Raw genomic sequence first — 18,410 nt, 5'->3', positions numbered from 1 at the left:
AGATATACAATACATGATAAAACAAATTTTACTTACAGCCACTGTTGTTCTTGCAAATTTTGCAACAGCGCAAGTAACCTCTATGATTAATGATAAAAATGTAGATGCTTCGACAAAAGTATATGGAATGGCTCCTTTAAGCGATGAAACAAAGGCTTATGAGAAGTTTAATTTTATGTTAGAAAATGCTGCGGCTATACAATTAGGAAAACCAATTTTGGAGTATGGATATCAATCATCTACTTTTCAAGCACAAGATAATGGAGTAATGATTTATATGGTAAAAGATAAGAAAATTGTCGATCAATGGTTGGTAAATCCTGCCTTCTACAATGTTTTTCATGACGGAATTCCGTATTCTTATGATACCGATAAATTAGCTGTTCTTGCTGATAAATATCCGTTGATTTATAAAGAAGAAAAACGTCAATATAAAACTGAAAAAGAATACCAAAAACAGCGTCCAGCCTTGTTTGCTGATCCTTATAATTTGATTATTACAGAACCAGATTTTACATACGAAGGATATTTTGATGTGCAATTTCCACAAAACGAACAATTCAAAAATTCTGAAGCTGCTATAGCTTATTTAAAACCAATTGTAGAGAAATTGACAAAAAAGAAATTTGATATTAATTATACAATTACTGAAAAAAATATTTTAGATCGTACACAATTTACAATAACAGTTGCAGGAGAAGAAAATATCTACAAAAAAATAAAATTAGATAATCTGCAAAAAGGAGATTGGCAATCATTAAGTTATGAAGCTTCGATTTTCCGAAAAGCGAATTAATAGAAAGAAAAGGTTTTTGAAATAATCAAGAACCTTTTTTTTATCCACAAAGATTCGTAATTTGACTTTTTAACCCAAAGAAATATGAATTCTAACTTCTATAAAATATTACAACACTCAAAAGAAAATCAATCAATTATTGCCGTTTACAATGATCCCGAAGGAGATAATTTTTGGGCTGGATATATTTTAGATTTTAATGACGAATTTTTTACGATGCAACACATTTCGAAATATGGTAAAAAAGATGGAATTTTAATCGAACCTTATTTTAAAATTAGTCGAATAGATGTTGATGATTACTGCAAATGTCTCAATTATTTGAAAGAACATCACACCGATTTGGATCAAGAAAATCCAATCACATTTAATGCAACAGCAGAAGAAAATTGGGTTCGTCAAATTTTAGGCGAAATAAATGATCAAACCGAATATGTATCACGTATTCAATTAAATAACAATAGTCGTTTTGCAGGTTTTATTCGGAATTTAACTGAAGATGATTTCGAGTTAAAATGTATTGGTTCGGAAGGAACGGACGAAGGCTCTTTGTATTTTCAGATTGATGATGTTTCGTCGATTCGTGTCAATGATTTAGAAGCTCGCAGAAGGTTATTTTTTTATAATTATCGTCGTTCTATCGACTTTTTTGATGAATAATCGAGAGATATTAAATAAAAAAATCCAACTCAAAACGAGTTGGATTTTTTTGATACTATGTGTTTAATCTTATCCGTTTACAGCTTCAACGTTGTCTACAACATCAGGCATCATTTGTTTTAAAATACCTTCGATACCATTTTTAAGCGTTGCTGTAGAAGACGGACAACCAGAACAAGCACCTTGTAATAACATTTTTGCTGTTCTCGTTTCTTCATCAAATTCAATTAATTCGATATTTCCACCATCATTTGCAACTGCTGGTTGAACATATTCGTCTAAAATAGCTTTGATTTGTTGTTCAACAGAAGAAAACTCTTCAGCAGATTTTACCACAACATGCTCAGGAGCTTCTGTTGTGAATTCATAAAATTCATCAAAAACAGGACCTCCAGCTTGTAAATAATTCGTAATAAACGAACGAACATCCATCGCCCAAAGTGACCAATCTTCTGTTTCGTTTTTCGTTAAAGAAACATAATTATCAACAATAAAAACTTCTTCAACAAAAGGATATTCTTTGTAAATCGCAACAGCTAATGGAACTCCAGCAGCTTTTTCTCTCGATTTTATCTCGATGATTTCTGGCGCTAACATAGAATTTGAAACGAATTTCATCGCAGCAGGATTAGGCGTCATTTCTGCATAAATAGAAATAGGAGCCTTTTTCATTGGTGCTAAAATTGCATTTTCTTCTAAATGTTCATTGATAATTTCTTTCAAATCTTCTGTAACATCAGCCCAATCAACAGCATCTATTTTTTCTATCGCAACAAAATTCGCTGTGATAAATATTTTTTGAATAAATGGTATAGTCAATAAAACTTGCGCTAAAGGAGATTCGGTAGCTGTAGATTCTTTATCGAATTCCACGCCACCTTGTGTTAAAGTCTCGTCACAAACGAACTTCATCACGTTATTATTTGGTGTAATTTCTTCGTATACTCTCATAGTTCTACAAAAATACGCTATAAAAATGTATCTTTATCATTAGAATTATAGATTTTGTTATGGCAATAATTAAAGAATTAAATGGGCATACGCCAAAGTTCGGTGAAAACTGCTTTTTAGCGGATAATGCTGTGGTTGTAGGAGAGGTAGAAATGGGAGATGATTGCTCAATTTGGTTTTCAGCAGTTGTGCGTGGAGATGTACATTATATCAAAATGGGGAATAAAGTAAATATTCAGGATAACGCAACGATACATGCGACGTATCAAAAATCGCCAACAACAATTGGAAATAACGTTTCGATAGGGCATAATGCTATTGTACATGGTTGTACAATACATGATAATGTTTTGGTTGGAATGGGCGCAATTGTAATGGATGATTGCATTGTTGAATCTAATTCTTTGATTGCTGCTGGTGCAATTTTAACCAAAGGAACGCATGTAAAAGAAGGAGAATTATGGGCTGGAATTCCAGCGAAAAAAATAAAAGATGTTCCAAAAGAATTGAAAGAAGGCGAAATAGAAAGAATCGCCAATAATTATTTGATGTATAGTAGTTGGTATAAATAAAAGAAAGCTCAGTCTGTAACTGAGCTTTTATTTTCTACTTCCAGAAATTCCAAACTTTACCATCAAAAAAGGCAATTGTTTTGGATAAGGAGAAATAATATCATTGACAACATGTCTATACGAGGTAAAACTATTCAATTGTTGTTATCATTTCCAGATTGTGGAACATATTGCGAATCAATTCTGGTTGTAGATTTTCCAAAATCTTCATTAAATATTACCTTTGTTGTTTAAGGTTTAACAAAACTTATACTAAGGAAAATAAAAACATTGAAAAAAGTATATTATTAATCATAATTAATCCAGACAAAAAAAATAAAATGCAGTTTTGTAACAAATTTTTATAAAGAATGTTGAAATGTTTCTAGTAATCAAATAATTACGTTTTTAGTTGCTTGTTAAATGTTTATTAAGTAAATAAAATATTATTAAACAATACGATATGGTAAAGCAGTTAACTTATGATGATTTTGGACATACGCTTCATCATAGTCAAATTCAATCGGTTGATGGTAATTATCTTGTTTTTGATAGACGAAATGATGATACAAAAATTGGAGAAACTTCTTCCATTTGTTTACTTCATACGAGAACTTACGAATCCGAAATTATTTATACAACAAATAATCAAACAGAGTTTGGTCCTGGAGTAGGTGCAGCCTCTTTTTCACAAATTGAGAATAAAGTTATTTTTATTCATGGTATTCGAAATGCGAATCAAGCAAATCCGTATTCGGCAACAAGAAGGACAGGTGTCGCAATTGATTTAGAATTTCCAAATCAGCCTATTTTTATGGATGCTCGAAATATAAATTTTCCCTTTACAAATGGTGCTTTGCGTGGAGGAACACATTCGCATTCGTGGCAAAAAGAGAAGAATTGGATTAGTTTTACTTACAACGATTATGTCTTGGAACAAGAATCCAAACACAATTCTAGTATAAAAGATCAGCGAGTGGTTGGAATGATGTTTCCCAAAAAAGTTGAGGTTGATTTTGATAAAACATTAGAGAATAATTTTGGTGAAATGTTTTCGATTATCGTTTCTAGAGTAGTTATAAATCCTAAAAATGGAAGTGATGAAATCGAAAAAGCTTTTGATGAATGTTGGATTAACTCAACAAACAATATCGCATTTCAGGGACATGTGCGTGATGAAAAAGGGAATTTGAAAACGGAAATTTTTATTGCTGAAATTCCAAATGAAATAAGGTTTGATGAAAACGATAATTTAAAAGGAACTTTAACTACTTTGCCAGATGTGCCAAGTTGTATTTCGCAGAAACGAATCACTTTTACTCAACATGGAATTAGTAATTTTAGACATTGGTTACGTTCTTCTCCTGATGGGAAAATCATCTATTTTTTGATGGAAGATGAATTTGATAAGACGCAATTATTTGGTGTAAATTTAGTTTCGAATGAAATTATTCAATATTCTTTTTTAGAAAATTCGATTACCTCTCCATTCAATCTTTCACCAAACGGAAAATATGCTATTTATTTTGTTAACGATAAAATATATCTAAATGATTTAACCGAAAAAAAATCTAAACAAATCTATCAAGTTCAAAAAATCAATAATGAATTAACGGGAATTCCGCATTTTTCTAACGATGGAAAAAAAATCTATTTTAATCAATTTGTTTCAAATAATTTCAATGAAAAGTTTATTCAAATCTTCGAATTAGAGTTATAAAACAAAATTGAAATATGTTAAAGTTCAAAGTTTTCTAAAAAATATTTGTCCCTTATAAAAAATATTTCTAATTTTAGTACAGATACTTAACCGAACCTAAGGTCTATGCTCTTATTCGAGTCTAACCAATGGGAATAAGAACTAAAAAAAACCTCCAATTTGGAGGTTTTTTTTATGTTTTTATTAGTCTTACTTCATACAAATCCTTGCGTCTGTCTTTCATCGTTTTTACAGTTCCATACTCATGCAACTCTTTTAGAAGATAAAGATCAACATCAGAAATCAGTACCATTTCTGTATTCGGAGTTGCTTCTGCTTTAACTCCATTGTTTGGAAAAGAGAAATCTGAAGGTGTGAAAACTGCCGATTGTGAATATTGAATATCCATATTATTCACACGCGGTAAATTTCCCACAGAGCCTGCAATAGCCACATAACACTCATTTTCTATTGCACGAGCTTGCGCACAACTACGTACTCGCGTATAACCATTTTGCGTATCAGTCATAAATGGAACAAATAAAATTTCCATTCCTTGATCGGCTAAAATACGGCTCAATTCAGGAAATTCGACATCATAACAAATTAGTAAACCTACTTTTCCGCAGTCGGTATCAAAAACTTTTATTTCATCGCCACCATTCAATGCGTAATATTTGAACTCATTTGGTGTAATGTGTATTTTACTATACGAATCTAATTTCCCCGAACGATGACATAAAAATGACGTATTATATAGTTTTCCTTCCTTTAGATGAGGCATAGATCCTGAAATAATATTGACATTATATGTAATTGCAAATTCTTGAATTTTCTTCACAATATCGTCCGTCATCGTTGCTAATTGATGCATCGCTTCAATCTCTTTCAAATGATTATATGGACTCATCAACGGCGAATTGAAAAATTCTGGAAACATAATAAAATCAGAGCCATAATCGCTTACCGCACTTACGAAAAACTCAATTTGATCATAAAAATCTTGTAAACCATTAAATAAACGCATTTGCCATTGCACCAAACCAAGACGAATAGTACGTTTTGTCGGTGAATTAGATTTCAATTCAGGTTCGTAATAGATATTATTCCATTCTAATAAAGTGGCGTATTCTAAGGATTCTTTATCATCTTTCAGATAATTTTTCAAGATTTTTTTAACATTAAAATCATTCGAAATCTGAAAAGCTAAAGTTGAATCATAAATTTCTTTACTTTTTACTTTTTCTATATATTGTCTAGGAGATAATTCTTGCGAATATTTATGATAATTTGGAATACGTCCACCAGCTACAATTGATTTTAGATTCATTTCTTCACAAAGCGCTTTACGTTCGTCATATAAACGTCTTCCCAAGCGCAATTGACGATAATTTGGATGAACAAAAACTTCAATTCCATACATTACATCACCTTCTGGATCATGTTTTAAAAATTTACCATTAGATGTTATCGTATCATAATTCGATTCGATATTCGTTTTTTTCGAATTAACCACAATACTTAATGCCGAAGCAACAACTTTTCCATCCACTTCAACACAAAGTTGACCTTGCGGAAAAATAGCTAATAATTCTTTAATTTCGTCGACAGTCCAAGTTCCAAGCTGATTGTGATAGGCTTCTTTTGTAGATTCAGTCAAATCACTATAATCTTCAAGAGTCAAATTTCTGACCTGAATATTCATTTTATTTAGATTTAGATTATGTTTGAATTTAGCAAATATTAATCCAATAAACAATTTTAAAAAATAAATTTAGACCTATCTTCGTATAGACTAATAAGCATGAAATGAAAGATGTAAAAATAGAGTTTAGAAAGCCTATTTATCCTGTGAGTGACGAATTAAATCATTATTTAGAGAAATATCATCGCAAAACAAAAGCGAGTGTAGAATATGATGATTTGATGCGTTTTTCGGGTTGTGTAGCATTGGAAGATAAGGAAGGAAATGATACGCATTGGTTAGGTGTTTATTATACCGACTCGGAACATCAGGAAATTCAAGATAGTCTAAACAGAATTTACACCTACTTACATTCAGACGGAGATGAGGAGTCTTTGCCTTATCTTGTTGTTGATTCTATTGATTATTGTACGTTCGGAAATTCGAAACCTTTTCGTATTCGGGTTCGTAATATTTTGAATGATAATTATACCAATTTTTACATCAAAAAAGCAGATGCTTCGCGTATTTATGGTTTAGAATTAGAAGATATTTTGTCTCCACATCGAATCAATTTTTTGGTCTACAAAAATACATTGATTGAAGAGCATATTTTAGGAATTCCAGGAGATGTTTTTATCAAAAATTATTTGGATAAATGTAATGATTTAGAGAAAAATCAGATTGCAAAAGAGTTTGTAAAGTTCAATGAACGCTGTTTTATTGGTCTTTTAGGTGATATGCGATCGTATAATTATGTGGTGATTCCAATTCACGATTTTGATCAAGTTATCTATAGAATTCGACCAATAGATTTCGATCAACAATGTTATGAAGGAAATTTAAAAATTTATCGACCACAGTATTTCAAAGAAAATAAAATTATGGTTGATTTGGTGAATAATCGCTTGAAACCAAATTCTGTCGATCAATATAGAAAAGAAGTAAAATCCTTGATTTCGAAAAGAATTTCGAATAGTTCGAAACGTTTTCGTGATTTAATGAAAATCATGAAAAATGATCATATTTCTAAACCAGAAAATGTTGCACAATTACGAACTGGTTTTGCAAAGTTTTATAAAGATCAATCTTACGAAAATTGTGAAAGAATGGGTGAAGTTCTATATAAAGCAATTGCGAATAGTTTGGAACAGATAAAATAAGAAAAGCTTCTCAAAAATAGAGAAGCTTTCTTTTTTTATATAATTTAGAAATTAGTTTTTTAATAACTGCTTTCTGAAACGTAAAGCAACCAATCCTGCCCCTATTACCAATAATGGTAAATAATCATCGATTGGTGCTGGATCAGCATCTTCAACATCTGTTCCACCACCACCGGTTCCTGGTCTAGCAGAACTTTCATTTTGATTAGTTGATTCAAAGAACGAAATCTTATTTTCTTGAGCAGATAGACCTATTGAACAATGCAAAACTCCTGCAACTAAGATAATTTGTTTTATATTTTTCATATTGTACTATTTTATTAGATGTTAAATTATTTGTTTACAACTTTTTGAGTCTTAACTTTTCCGTCTTCAGTCAGAACTTTTATAACTAAAATTCCTTTTGCAGAAGATTCAACTTGGTAAACACTTGCACGAATGTTATTTTTCACAAATATTTTTCTTCCTTGAATATCATACAACTCTACCGAAGAAATTTTATTTTGTTTTGCATCCACTACAATTGTATTGTTTTTAGTATAAACAATAACATTTTCTTTTGACAATTCATCTGTACCTAATGTTTTATTTGTATACACAAGTTCAAAACGAGTATCAAATATTCCTGCTTTAGAAGTGAATGAATAAGCTGATTCTGATAAGTTATGTACTTGATTTAACTCTTTATCTCTTAAATAAACAATCTGTCCTTTTTCAAACAACCCATCAGCTTTCTCTATATTGATTGTGTAATTTCCTTGCTCTAAAGTTTCAAAACCTAATTTTACGACATCATCAGTTTTAAAAGGTAAGCTGCGTCCTTGGATTGCATATGCTTCATTATTAATCAATGAGTAGATTGCTGAAGATCCTCTTTGCATCACTTTTGCATCAATTTGATTATCCGCATCGTTTGTAGCTCCATCCATATAAGCTAATAAAATTTGGCTAATTGTTTTACTTTCTTTTGATAAACTTAACCAAATTCTGTTTTTCTCTGCAATTGAATTTTTATAGAAAAATGCATCTTGCGAAGTTCTCATTGTATTGTTAAAATTAACTGTAGGTGTAGCTTGAGAAAGTCCTACGATAAATCCTTGTCCAACAGAAATGTTTGACAAATCAGGAATAACACCACCTACAACGTTGAATGCGGCATAATTATTTGCATATTCTGAAGAACCAACAGGGAATTGATGTGTCCAGAAATATAATGAATTAACATTCTCATTTGCTAATAAGAATTTTTCCACATTAATGTTAGAAGCATAAGGGTTACCAACTAAATTGTATCCATTTGCTGTAAATTGAACAGGAACTGTTATATCTCCATTGAACGGAACACCTAAAAATGCACCATTATGAATTGTATTTTGCCCTGTTGGTAAAGTGTTTTTAACACGGATAGAAACCCCTTTACCTGGTTCAAATAATTTTGAGTCTGTATCTGAAGTTAAAATCTGAGTAAATTCATCTGTTGTTTCATTATATGTCCAAAAACGATTGTATAATGTTTCCGGAGAGAATGAACGTATAGTTTGTTGCGATGCTTCCTGCTGAACCGGAGAAGACCAGAACGTCATATCATTACGAACCATCGATTTACTATCGCGGTTAACTGTAATTGCTCCTGAGTTAGCAACGTTTTGATTTTGGATTAAATTACCACCATTTTCTACAACTAATCCTGTAAGACCAGCTTGATTGTCGATCTTCCCATCAACGATTAAACGAGCACCTGACTTTACGACAACTGAACCTCCAGCATCTGAAACTGTAAACGTTTTAGCTTCTAATTGCGTATCAACTGTTACTTTACCTTTGATGATTACATCTTTTGTAAGATCCGGCGTTCCATTAGACCATGCAGTTCCGTCCCAAGTTGTAGAGTTTTCAGCTGTTGAACATTGAATTTTAACATTGTCAATAAATGCTCTTTTTGCCGATGTTTCTAATTTTAAAGTAGAACCAGCAGCTACGTTTTCAAAACTTACAGTTTGTGTTTCGAAATTATCTGCCATTTTCGCTGTATAAACAACATTTTTAGTTTCTGAACCTAATGTAACATTGACACTTCCTTCAATTGCTGTCCAACCTTTTACATCAAAAGAAACTATTACATTACCAGCTATTTGATCTAACACTTTTGATGTTATCCCCCCTTTGTTATTACTTGAACCTAACCTAATAGCATTTCCTGCTTGATAAACAGTAACTACAGTAGGAAAATTAGAATTCCCATTCCAAGCCTTATTAGATCCTGCAGTACTTGTATTATTACCATTTAAACCATCAAATGTTTCCTCAAAACAATAAGTAGCATTAGGATCTGTTACTGAAACATCAAAAGTTGTACTAAATTCGTTATAATTATTATTACTAACGGCAGTTGCATTAATAGTTGTAGAACCAATACCATCAAATGATAAGCTATTTCCGTTTATAGAAACAATAGAATTATCAGCAGAAGTATACACAATATTTAACCCTTGATCTGTTTGTGATGGTAAACCAGAAAAAGTGGTTCCTTGGTTTTGAACTAAAGCTTCAAAGTTATAATCTACTGTTTGGTTTGCTTTTGCAATTTCAAAAGTTATAGTAGCCGGATCAGAAGTTCCATATTGATTTGTGGCTGCTACCTGTGCTGTAAATGTTCCTGCTTGTTCAGGTGTACCTGAGAAAACGCCATTATCAAATGTAATTCCTAAAGGTAAAATACCTGTTTGAGTCCAAAAGGTAGGATTATTAGTTGCTGTCACAGCTCCATCAGGCAATAATACACCATAAGTTCCTGTAATTGTTCGTGGAGACACAACTGGTTTTTCCGTTGCTATTCCAGCGGCAGTCCAAGAAATATTATCTAAAGTAAGTTGTGGTCCTGCATTTCTAAATGTAATAACAGCTGCCTCTGACTTATTTATTTCTACTTCAAATGAATGAATAGTAGCATCCGTTTGTGCTTTTCCAAATGTTGGTGAAGTGTAAACAACTACATTATCTACTAATACTTCAATCTTTCTATTATTTGAACCTCCAGTAAAAGCTTTTCTGACATCAAAAGATAATTTTCCGATTCCATTAGAAATTGTAGTTTCTAATGTATTTCCTGAAGCTTGAAATAGGATTCCTTTATTTGTGATTGGATATGTACTTTCATTTCTTGCATTTGTATAATTCCATACAATTCCTCCTGTTTCTCCAGTAAATGATCCTGTTGCATAAGAACTACTTAATGCTGTTTGGGACTCAAAAGTTTCTGTTCCCTGTCCAAAAGCAAATCCTGATAACAATAATGTTAATAAGGATGATTTAAAAAAGTAAAGTTTTTTCATACGATAAATTGTTTTAAGTTTTTTTTAAAAAAAGTTAATTTTCTAAACTAATATTAATATAACATTAACAAAAATAATACATAAAATTTACTTAAGTATTTTTAAATGAATATCCTACAAAAAAAATCCGCTAACAAATAAATGTTAACGGATTAATTTTAAATAAAGGGAAAAAATACTATTAATAGTATGTATATCTTCTAACACCTGCAATGTGTTTTGCTAAACGCATTACTTGGTGACTGTATCCATATTCGTTATCATACCAAACATACATCACAACATTTTTACCATCGGCAGAAACAATTGTCGCATTACTATCGAAAATCGACGGAGCAGAAGTTCCAACAATATCCGAAGAAACCAATTCATTGTTCAACGAAAATTTAATTTGCTCAACTAATTCTCCGTTCAATGCAGCATCTTTCATCAAATTGTTTACCGCTTCTACAGAAGTATCTTTACTAACTTCTAAATTCAAGACAACCAAAGATCCATTTGGAACAGGAACACGAATTGCATTCGAAGTTAATTTACCTGCTAAACTTGGTAAAGCTTTTGCTACAGCACTACCAGCACCAGTTTCAGTAATTACCATATTCAAAGCAGCAGCACGTCCACGACGATATTTTTTGTGCATATTATCAACCAAATTTTGGTCGTTTGTATAAGCATGAATTGTTTCTAAATGCCCTTTTACAACACCTAAATTATCTTCAACAACTTTCAAAATAGGTGTAATTGCATTTGTTGTACAAGAAGCAGCTGAGAATATATTTACATTTTCTGGGCTATATTCTTCATGATTAACACCGTAAACAATATTCGGAACACCTTTTCCTGGCGCTGTTAATAAAACTTTATCAGCACCAACAGATTTTAAATGACGAGATAACGCTTCTTCATCTTTAAAAACACCTGTGTTATCAATAATTAAAGCATTATTAATTCCGTAAGTAGTATAATCAATTTCTTCTGGCTGAGCTGCAGAAATCATATAAACAGAAACTCCGTTGATGATTAAAGCATTATTTTCGTGATCAGCTACAACGTTTCCGTCAAAATCACCATGAACAGAATCATGACGTAACAAAGAAGCTCTTTTTTCTAACAAAACAGGATCGTTTTTATCACGTGTTACAACAGCGCGTAATCTTAATTGTTGACCTTTTCCCATTTGAGAAGCCAACTCACGAGCTAATAAACGTCCGATACGACCAAAACCGTATAAAACAACGTCTTTTGGTTCAACACTTTTTACATTTTTGCTTGCACCTAATTTCTCTTCAACGAAAGCTTCTGCCGAAGCGTAATTCCCAGAAATATATTCTTTAGCTAATTTTCCAACATCAAGTCTAGAAGCTGGTAATTTAGCTTCAGAAATAGCTTTAGCAATCGCTAATGTATCGTCGATAGCAATCTTTTTTTCTACAAATTCCTCAGCATACTGATGTAGATTTACGATGTCACTAACGTTTTTATCAACTAATTGATTACGGAAAATTACCAATTCAACAGATTGATCATACCATAAATCTGAAACAATTTTAATGAATTCTACAACCTTTTTGCTCATTTCATTGAAAGATGCAAGTTGTTGATCATAAGAAGAGTGGTTCATTTAATAAATGTTTATTTGTGTTTATTTACTTAATTCTTGGCAAAAGTAATCAATTATAACGATTTCGTACATTTTTTTTACAAAAACTAATTATTGTCATAAAAACACAACTATTCCTACGAAAATACTAAAATATAGAAAAAAAATAAATTTTTAATAGGAAATTTTAAATTTTATGAATACTAATAAGTAGCTATTAACCATTATTTTATTGTTTAATTTAAATTGAATTGAATTTTACGAAAACGTTTTCGTAAAATAATTGTTAAAAATTTTTATTTGCAAATTCGAAAAAGCGTTCTATATTTGCACTCGCAATACGGCAATAAACGCTGTGTTGGAGAGTTGGCAGAGTGGTCGAATGCGGCAGTCTTGAAAACTGTTGAGGGTCACACCTCCGGGGGTTCGAATCCCTCACTCTCCGCTGAAAGGGATTCTATTACTTAGAATCTCTTTTTTTGTATAAATAAAAAAGTTTTCTTCCTTTATTTTCAAATGGTTACTCGAAAATAAATCCATCATTGTAGGTATTTGATAAATCCCATTTTCATAGTGTAAACTGCTGTCGAACACTATGTTTACAAATTCTTTTTTCTGTAAAGTATTAGCTTTAGAATAAACAAATGACCCGGTCCTAAAATAACTATACATGTTTTTAAATAAATCCTGTTATAGTTACACACCAATTGATCTTAATCCTAAATTTACTATACAAAGGAGTTTTGATTATTAAAACTTCTATTATAGTTTTCCATCTTTTCTTTAATTTTTCTGACTGCAAATGCGCAGCATTTGGAGTTAAATAATCACAACTTGTATGTGGTCTTAATTCATTATAAGTTTTAATACTATTAGTAATTTTAATTTTTGTCTGATCAAAACCTAATGTGCTTTCATATAAATTAAATTCCATTTTAATTATTCCATTAACCCTTTCTGCCATTGTATTTTCATAGGGATCACCTTTTTCTGTCATACTTATAGCTATGTTATTTGAGAGTAATAAATCTACATATTTATGTGAGCAATACTGCGATCCTCTATCAGAATGATGAATTATAGATTCATTATAAAGCCTGTTATTTACTGCCATGTTAAGCGCTTCAATACAACCATCAGCTGATAAATCTTCACGGAAGCAATACCCCATTATTTTTCTTGAATAAGCATCTGTTATTAAACTCAGGTAACCCCATTGAGTGCCTAGTCGAACTTGTATACCGTAGTGTTTTTGGGCTTGTTTATACGTAAAGCCGCCTTTTTCTACTTGGCGTACAACAGCTAACTTAAAGCCTAAGGTGTAATCGCGTTGTGTACGCTTTTCTCTTTCTAAGTATGATTCTTTCATGATAAGTTGATTTGGTGTCAACTTATTTTAGGATAAGACATTCTTTAACAAAAAAGGCTCTTATCCAAGAATTTTATATTAAAGAAATGTTTTGGGAAAAAGTACTTTTTACCGAGCTTAAAACAAGGAATCGTCTTGTTTCTCCTCATGCGATACAACGTTTTTTCACTAACGTTAAGTAGCCTTTGCACATCTGCACTGTCGTAGAATTCGTGAACTTTGTTATATGTTTTAATTTATTTAATTTCAGTAATATACGAGTTAATTAAATAAAATAAATGATAAGAGGAAGTAGGGATAGGGTGATTCTATATTTCTTCTTTTCATTTTTTTGTTCATCCAAAAAAAACGAAACAAAAAAAGATGCCGACAGTAGTCTCTCAATGATTCAACTAACTAAATTATTTTCATAAAGTTGTCAACTCGTTCCACTCAGACACTCCAACTTTTTTTATTCCAATAATTTAGAATTGAATTTCATTTCGATACTAAATCGTCGGATTTTTAATTCCTTTTTCAATATTCAAATTCACTTATAATAACGAATTTTAAAGCTGTCATTGCTGAAGAGTCGAGTGTCAATTCTACGTAGTGAGCGTTAAAAATGATTTACTGTTCACATTTTATATGTGAATAATTTAAAGCATTTAGCGAGTAGTCGTTATTGACCGACTTGTAGGCACGGACTTGATTTTTTTTGGTTCGTTTTTTTTATCAAGAAAAAAAATGAACATATAATTTATTAATCAACTTGTAACAAGTTTACCTAAGCTCCACAAGAGCTTCTCCTTATAATTTCAAATGTTTTTTACTGTATGTAGAAGATTATTTTAGAAAAATAATTCATTTTCATGTTGAATCTTTTGTATTCTCTCTATTTTAGTAAGAAATTAATGATATGAATTTTAAAATACTGTTTTTATTTCTTACTTCTACACTACTTTTTGGTCAAAATAATTTTATAACTCCTTACGAAAAAGGAAATAAAAATCAAACTACAACCTATGATGAAATGAATGTGTTTTATCAAAATTTAGCGGAAAATTTTGAGACAATACAGTATGTAAAAAAAGGAGAAGACGATAATGGAAAGTCAATTTATGTAGTTGTTTATAATCCATTTAAAGAAAAAGATATAAAAGAATTACGTAAAACAAAAGCAGTGCTTTTCGTAAACAATGGAATTCATCCTGGAGAACCGGACGGAATTGATGCGACGATGATGTTGATGCGAGATTTGGCAATGAAAAAAATTAAACCGCTTAAGAATTTTATTATTGCTGCGATTTCGGCCTATAATGTAAGTGGTATGTTGAATAGAGGGGCTTTTTCGCGCGCAAATCAGAATGGACCTGAACAATATGGTTTTCGTGGAAATGCCAGAAATTATGATTTGAACAGAGATTTTATTAAAAATGATTCAAAAAATGCAAAAAGCTTTCAGACGATTTTTCATTGGTTGAAACCTGATGTTTTTATTGATAATCATGTAAGTAATGGGGCAGATTATCAGTACACATTTACCTATATTTCGTCTTTTAAAGCGCGTGTAGGAAATGTTTTGGGCGATTATTTTTATACGACATATCAAGCAAATAATCTAGCCGAAATGCAAAAAAATGGTTACGAAAGTACGCAATATGTGAACATACATGGCGATGTTCCTGATATTGGTTTTGCAGCTTTCGAAGATTCTCCACGCTATTCTACAGGTTATACAACATTGTTTAATGCACTAAGCACAATGCCCGAAACACATATGTTAAAGCCTTATGAAAACCGTGTAGACGCAACGTATAAATATATGTTGGTAAATCTAGAAAATTTAGATAAAGAATATTTGACAATCAGAAATTTACGAAAAGAAAATCTAAAACAATATCAGGTCGGAAATCAATATGGAATTCGTTGGAAAATAGATTCTACTCAATTTACAACAATGAATTTTAAAGGATTTGAAGCAGGATACAAGCCAAGTGCGGTTTCGGGAAAAGATAGATTGTACTATGATCGATCGAAACCATTTACAAAAAAAATTAAATTATTCAATTCTGCAAAACCAATTAGTTACATTACAATTCCGAAATATTATGTTCTTCCACAAGCTGAATATCGCGTTGTAGAAGCTTTGCAACGAAATGATATTCAAATGAAACGAATAGAAAATGATACATTAATTAACGTCGAATCGTATAAAATATCAGATTTTAAAACCAATAAAAATGCATATGAAGGACATTATAATCATTACGAAACGGTGGTTACAAAATCGATGAAATCGCTTAAATTTTTTGAAGGAGATTATATTGTGCCAACACAACAAGATGGAGTGAAATATATTCTTGAAACCTTAGAACCAGAGGCATTGGATTCGTTCTTTAACTGGAATTTTTTCGATGGAATATTAGGTCAGAAAGAATATTATTCGGCTTATATTTTTGAGGATAAAGCTGCTGAATTATTGAAAAATAATGTGGTTTTGAAAACCGCATTTGAAGCAGAAAAAGCATTAAAACCAGAGTTTGCTAATGATGGCGAAGCACAGTTGGATTGGGTTTATAAAAATTCGCCTTATTTTGAGAAGAATACTTACAGACAATATCCGATTTATAGGATTCTTAATTAAAACCAGTTGTGCATTTTGAAATAAAATTATTCAAATAGATGGTTTAAGTTGTTATAACACACAATTTGTTAATTAAAATCTATTTGTTGAAATAGAAAAGGCAAAGGTGAAAAATTGTAAAAAGCTCTTATCTGTATTGATAAGAGCTTTTAATTTATAGTTTGATGCATTCTAAAAATCGTCTTCAATAATTTCTTGCACACGTCCAATTTGTCCATCCGTCAAACGAACTTTTATACCACGATGATGATAAGGCGCAGAAGTCAATAAATCTTTCACGATACCCTCAGTCAATTCGCCAGTTCGTTGATCCTTTTTCAATACAATATTAACCAGCATACCAGGTTTTATATTTGCTCTTGTTTTACCATCCATATTACAAATATCTTAAAATAAATGGAAAAGATATTCATTCTATCGTAAAGGAAATTAAAAAATACATTCATCTGGAAGGTAAAAATGAAATGGGATTGAATATGAAATTTATGAATTTTCTCTTTTATTATTTTATTTACAACCCAGCTGAAAAATTTTGAGATTGAATATAAAGGCAAGAATAACAAGAATACAACTTTCTTTTATTGGAGAGGGGTTGAGGTGAAAATCATAAAACTAGAAATAGGATTTGTTCGAGTGTTGTTCGATAATGTTTCGGAAAAAGTGGGCGAACAAAATAGGGGAGAAGTGAAGTGATTTTTATTTGAAATGGTAATTGATTTAAAAATTAATTATTACTGAGTATAAATAAGAAAATATAAGATAGATTTGGTCGAGTATTTAATTGATTTGGAATAAATTTAGAAGATAAATAATTCATTATGGAAAATTTACCAAATTTAAATAGTATTCATGATACTGATAAAAGCGTTGGAGCGATAAGTATTTTCAAAGGCGAATCTAGTAATGTAACATCAATTCAATTATTAGAAAAAAGTGTTTTAAAAGAGCACAGTACAAAAATACCTGCTTTGCTTTTATGTGTTACTGGAAAAGTAGTGTATTCAGATGAAAATGAACAAACAATAGAATTAAGCTCTAGTGACTATATAACGATAGAACCAAATGTTATACATAAGTTAGAGGCTTTAGTAAATAGTCAGTTGATTTTAGTAAAATAAGATCATCAATAAAATGAATTAATATTTCTTGATATGCACGAATTACATCTATTATTAATTTTCCATTTAATAGGCGCTACGATATGGGTTGGTGGACATATTATATTAAGTTTGGTTATTTTACCACAAGTATGGAAAGAAAAATCGATAGAGAAATTGTTCTCTTTTGAAAGTAAATACGAACGAATAGGACTTCCAGCTTTATTAGTTATGGTTATTACAGGAGTAAGAATGTCTTATATCTACACGATCAAGATTAGTAATTGGTTTCAATTCGAAAACCCCATTGAAAGAGTTGTCTCATTAAAACTGATAGGCTTAGCAACAATTGTATTATTGGCTTTGAGTGCTCAATTTTATGTGCTTCCTCGTTTAAAAACAGATGATACAAAACTTCCTCTCATGACATTTCATATTATAGCGGTGACAACGATTAGTATAATCATGTTAATACTAGGTAGCTTCGTACGATATGGTGGTATTTAGATAAATATTAGTAGTTTAGCCTATCTATTTATTAAATTTCTTGTTATAGTTTAGTAGAGAACAATAGTAACAAAGTAGCTATGAATCATTCTTAGGTAATGGTATTTGTAATCCAGTTTTAACTGTATGCATGTTGACAAAAGTTTTAAAACGTCGTATATTCGAGTTACTAAAAAATAATTTTCGAGTCAAGGATTCGTATTCTCGCATAGTATTAACCACCATAATCAATGCAAAATCTACTTCACCTGTTACATAATAACATTGCTGAATTTGAGGAGTTTTATTGAAAGTTGATTTTATTTCATCAATAAATTCAATTTTATCTGTATCCAATTCAATTTCTACGAACAGCTGTCGTACTTCATGACTTCG

Annotated in this window: 16 protein-coding genes, 1 tRNA gene and 1 pseudogene; 9 read left to right on the top strand and 9 right to left on the bottom strand. The window is 30.9% G+C overall.

What is annotated here, in order from left to right:
* Positions 1–13: 13 nt before the first annotated feature.
* Together B3M86_RS10745 and B3M86_RS10740 are read left to right on the top strand one after the other, a co-directional pair.
* Positions 14–796 carry a hypothetical protein gene (locus B3M86_RS10745; RefSeq protein WP_280049999.1) on the top strand — a complete coding sequence of 261 codons (783 nt, stop codon included), beginning with the start codon at positions 14–16 and terminating at the stop codon, positions 794–796.
* Between the two features lie 84 nt (positions 797–880).
* Positions 881–1,456 (top strand): hypothetical protein, encoded by a 576-nt coding sequence (locus B3M86_RS10740; protein ID WP_125348839.1) that lies wholly within the window; start codon positions 881–883, stop codon positions 1,454–1,456.
* A gap of 69 nt (positions 1,457–1,525) precedes the next feature.
* Here B3M86_RS10740 and B3M86_RS10735 read toward each other — a convergent pair whose 3' ends face one another.
* Positions 1,526–2,407, bottom strand: a complete 882-nt coding sequence (locus B3M86_RS10735) for a NifU family protein (RefSeq protein WP_038333605.1) — start codon at positions 2,405–2,407, stop codon at positions 1,526–1,528.
* Between the two features lie 59 nt (positions 2,408–2,466).
* Between B3M86_RS10735 and B3M86_RS10730 the strand changes: the two genes are divergently transcribed.
* Positions 2,467–2,979 (top strand): gamma carbonic anhydrase family protein, encoded by a 513-nt coding sequence (locus tag B3M86_RS10730; protein ID WP_286495943.1) that lies wholly within the window; start codon positions 2,467–2,469, stop codon positions 2,977–2,979.
* Positions 2,980–3,421: 442 nt separating this feature from the next.
* The gene (locus B3M86_RS10725) at positions 3,422–4,678 is read left to right on the top strand and encodes a DUF3748 domain-containing protein (protein ID WP_286495942.1); all 1,257 of its coding nucleotides are present in this window, start codon (positions 3,422–3,424) and stop codon (positions 4,676–4,678) included.
* 172 nt (positions 4,679–4,850) lie between these two features.
* On the opposite strand, the gene B3M86_RS10720 is transcribed toward B3M86_RS10725, so the two are convergent.
* A complete protein-coding gene (locus B3M86_RS10720; RefSeq protein ID WP_219034775.1) occupies positions 4,851–6,362 on the bottom strand; it encodes a carbon-nitrogen hydrolase family protein in 1,512 nt (503 codons plus the stop codon).
* Between the two features lie 104 nt (positions 6,363–6,466).
* Here B3M86_RS10720 and B3M86_RS10715 point away from each other — a divergent pair, with 104 nt between their 5' ends.
* The gene (locus tag B3M86_RS10715) at positions 6,467–7,504 is read left to right on the top strand and encodes a hypothetical protein (RefSeq protein WP_180904915.1); all 1,038 of its coding nucleotides are present in this window, start codon (positions 6,467–6,469) and stop codon (positions 7,502–7,504) included.
* A 51-nt stretch (positions 7,505–7,555) separates the two neighbouring features.
* Here B3M86_RS10715 and B3M86_RS10710 read toward each other — a convergent pair whose 3' ends face one another.
* The 3 genes from B3M86_RS10710 to B3M86_RS10700 all read right to left on the bottom strand — a co-directional run bounded on the left by B3M86_RS10710 (position 7,556) and on the right by B3M86_RS10700 (position 12,457).
* Positions 7,556–7,810 (bottom strand): hypothetical protein, encoded by a 255-nt coding sequence (locus B3M86_RS10710; RefSeq protein WP_180904914.1) that lies wholly within the window; start codon positions 7,808–7,810, stop codon positions 7,556–7,558.
* Between the two features lie 26 nt (positions 7,811–7,836).
* Entirely contained in the window at positions 7,837–10,836 is a 3,000-nt protein-coding gene (locus tag B3M86_RS10705) for a hypothetical protein (RefSeq protein ID WP_291046416.1), read from the bottom strand.
* Between the two features lie 181 nt (positions 10,837–11,017).
* Positions 11,018–12,457 (bottom strand): glyceraldehyde-3-phosphate dehydrogenase, encoded by a 1,440-nt coding sequence (locus B3M86_RS10700; RefSeq protein ID WP_286495940.1) that lies wholly within the window; start codon positions 12,455–12,457, stop codon positions 11,018–11,020.
* Between the two features lie 339 nt (positions 12,458–12,796).
* On the opposite strand from B3M86_RS10700, the gene B3M86_RS10695 reads away from it, so the two are divergent.
* Positions 12,797–12,881: transfer RNA gene (locus tag B3M86_RS10695), tRNA-Ser, on the top strand.
* A gap of 342 nt (positions 12,882–13,223) precedes the next feature.
* On the opposite strand, the pseudogene B3M86_RS10690 reads toward B3M86_RS10695, so the two are convergent.
* Positions 13,224–13,805 (bottom strand): annotated as a pseudogene (locus B3M86_RS10690) (DDE-type integrase/transposase/recombinase); the annotation flags it as partial.
* Positions 13,806–13,849: 44 nt separating this feature from the next.
* Entirely contained in the window at positions 13,850–14,041 is a 192-nt protein-coding gene (locus tag B3M86_RS10685; protein ID WP_286495961.1) for a helix-turn-helix domain-containing protein, read from the bottom strand.
* Between the two features lie 662 nt (positions 14,042–14,703).
* On the opposite strand from B3M86_RS10685, the gene B3M86_RS10680 reads away from it, so the two are divergent.
* On the top strand, positions 14,704–16,431 hold the full coding sequence (locus tag B3M86_RS10680) for a hypothetical protein (RefSeq protein ID WP_291075961.1): 1,728 nt from the start codon (positions 14,704–14,706) through the stop codon (positions 16,429–16,431).
* Between the two features lie 171 nt (positions 16,432–16,602).
* On the opposite strand, the gene B3M86_RS10675 is transcribed toward B3M86_RS10680, so the two are convergent.
* On the bottom strand, positions 16,603–16,806 hold the full coding sequence (locus B3M86_RS10675; RefSeq protein ID WP_286495937.1) for a YwbE family protein: 204 nt from the start codon (positions 16,804–16,806) through the stop codon (positions 16,603–16,605).
* A gap of 443 nt (positions 16,807–17,249) precedes the next feature.
* Between B3M86_RS10675 and B3M86_RS10670 the strand changes: the two genes are divergently transcribed.
* Both B3M86_RS10670 and B3M86_RS10665 read left to right on the top strand, forming a co-directional pair.
* Positions 17,250–17,549: a hypothetical protein gene (locus B3M86_RS10670; protein ID WP_286495936.1), complete on the top strand. Its 300-nt coding sequence runs from the start codon at positions 17,250–17,252 to the stop codon at positions 17,547–17,549.
* Between the two features lie 33 nt (positions 17,550–17,582).
* Entirely contained in the window at positions 17,583–18,035 is a 453-nt protein-coding gene (locus tag B3M86_RS10665; protein ID WP_286495935.1) for a CopD family protein, read from the top strand.
* Between the two features lie 78 nt (positions 18,036–18,113).
* On the opposite strand, the gene B3M86_RS10660 is transcribed toward B3M86_RS10665, so the two are convergent.
* Positions 18,114–18,410: Lrp/AsnC ligand binding domain-containing protein (locus tag B3M86_RS10660; RefSeq protein WP_291046406.1), on the bottom strand; the 297-nt coding region annotated here is incomplete at its 5' end.

Origin of the sequence: Empedobacter sp. UBA6305, from assembly GCF_002440405.1 — a bacterium.
Lineage (GTDB): Bacteria > Bacteroidota > Bacteroidia > Flavobacteriales > Weeksellaceae > Empedobacter > Empedobacter falsenii_B.
Note: the sequence above shows the minus strand (reverse complement) of the source record. Positions and strands in the feature narration are given on the sequence as shown.

Coding starts and splice junctions, on each gene's coding strand:
- B3M86_RS10680 (WP_291075961.1), top strand. CDS start 14,704: ATGAATTTTAAAATACTGTTTTTATTTCTTACTTCTACACTACTTTTT.
- B3M86_RS10715 (WP_180904915.1), top strand. CDS start 6,467: ATGAAAGATGTAAAAATAGAGTTTAGAAAGCCTATTTATCCTGTGAGT.
- B3M86_RS10740 (WP_125348839.1), top strand. CDS start 881: ATGAATTCTAACTTCTATAAAATATTACAACACTCAAAAGAAAATCAA.
- B3M86_RS10730 (WP_286495943.1), top strand. CDS start 2,467: ATGGCAATAATTAAAGAATTAAATGGGCATACGCCAAAGTTCGGTGAA.
- B3M86_RS10705 (WP_291046416.1), bottom strand. CDS start 10,836: ATGAAAAAACTTTACTTTTTTAAATCATCCTTATTAACATTATTGTTA.
- B3M86_RS10665 (WP_286495935.1), top strand. CDS start 17,583: ATGCACGAATTACATCTATTATTAATTTTCCATTTAATAGGCGCTACG.
- B3M86_RS10720 (WP_219034775.1), bottom strand. CDS start 6,362: ATGAATATTCAGGTCAGAAATTTGACTCTTGAAGATTATAGTGATTTG.
- B3M86_RS10735 (WP_038333605.1), bottom strand. CDS start 2,407: ATGAGAGTATACGAAGAAATTACACCAAATAATAACGTGATGAAGTTC.
- B3M86_RS10745 (WP_280049999.1), top strand. CDS start 14: ATGATAAAACAAATTTTACTTACAGCCACTGTTGTTCTTGCAAATTTT.
- B3M86_RS10725 (WP_286495942.1), top strand. CDS start 3,422: ATGGTAAAGCAGTTAACTTATGATGATTTTGGACATACGCTTCATCAT.
- B3M86_RS10670 (WP_286495936.1), top strand. CDS start 17,250: ATGGAAAATTTACCAAATTTAAATAGTATTCATGATACTGATAAAAGC.
- B3M86_RS10710 (WP_180904914.1), bottom strand. CDS start 7,810: ATGAAAAATATAAAACAAATTATCTTAGTTGCAGGAGTTTTGCATTGT.
- B3M86_RS10675 (WP_286495937.1), bottom strand. CDS start 16,806: ATGGATGGTAAAACAAGAGCAAATATAAAACCTGGTATGCTGGTTAAT.
- B3M86_RS10700 (WP_286495940.1), bottom strand. CDS start 12,457: ATGAACCACTCTTCTTATGATCAACAACTTGCATCTTTCAATGAAATG.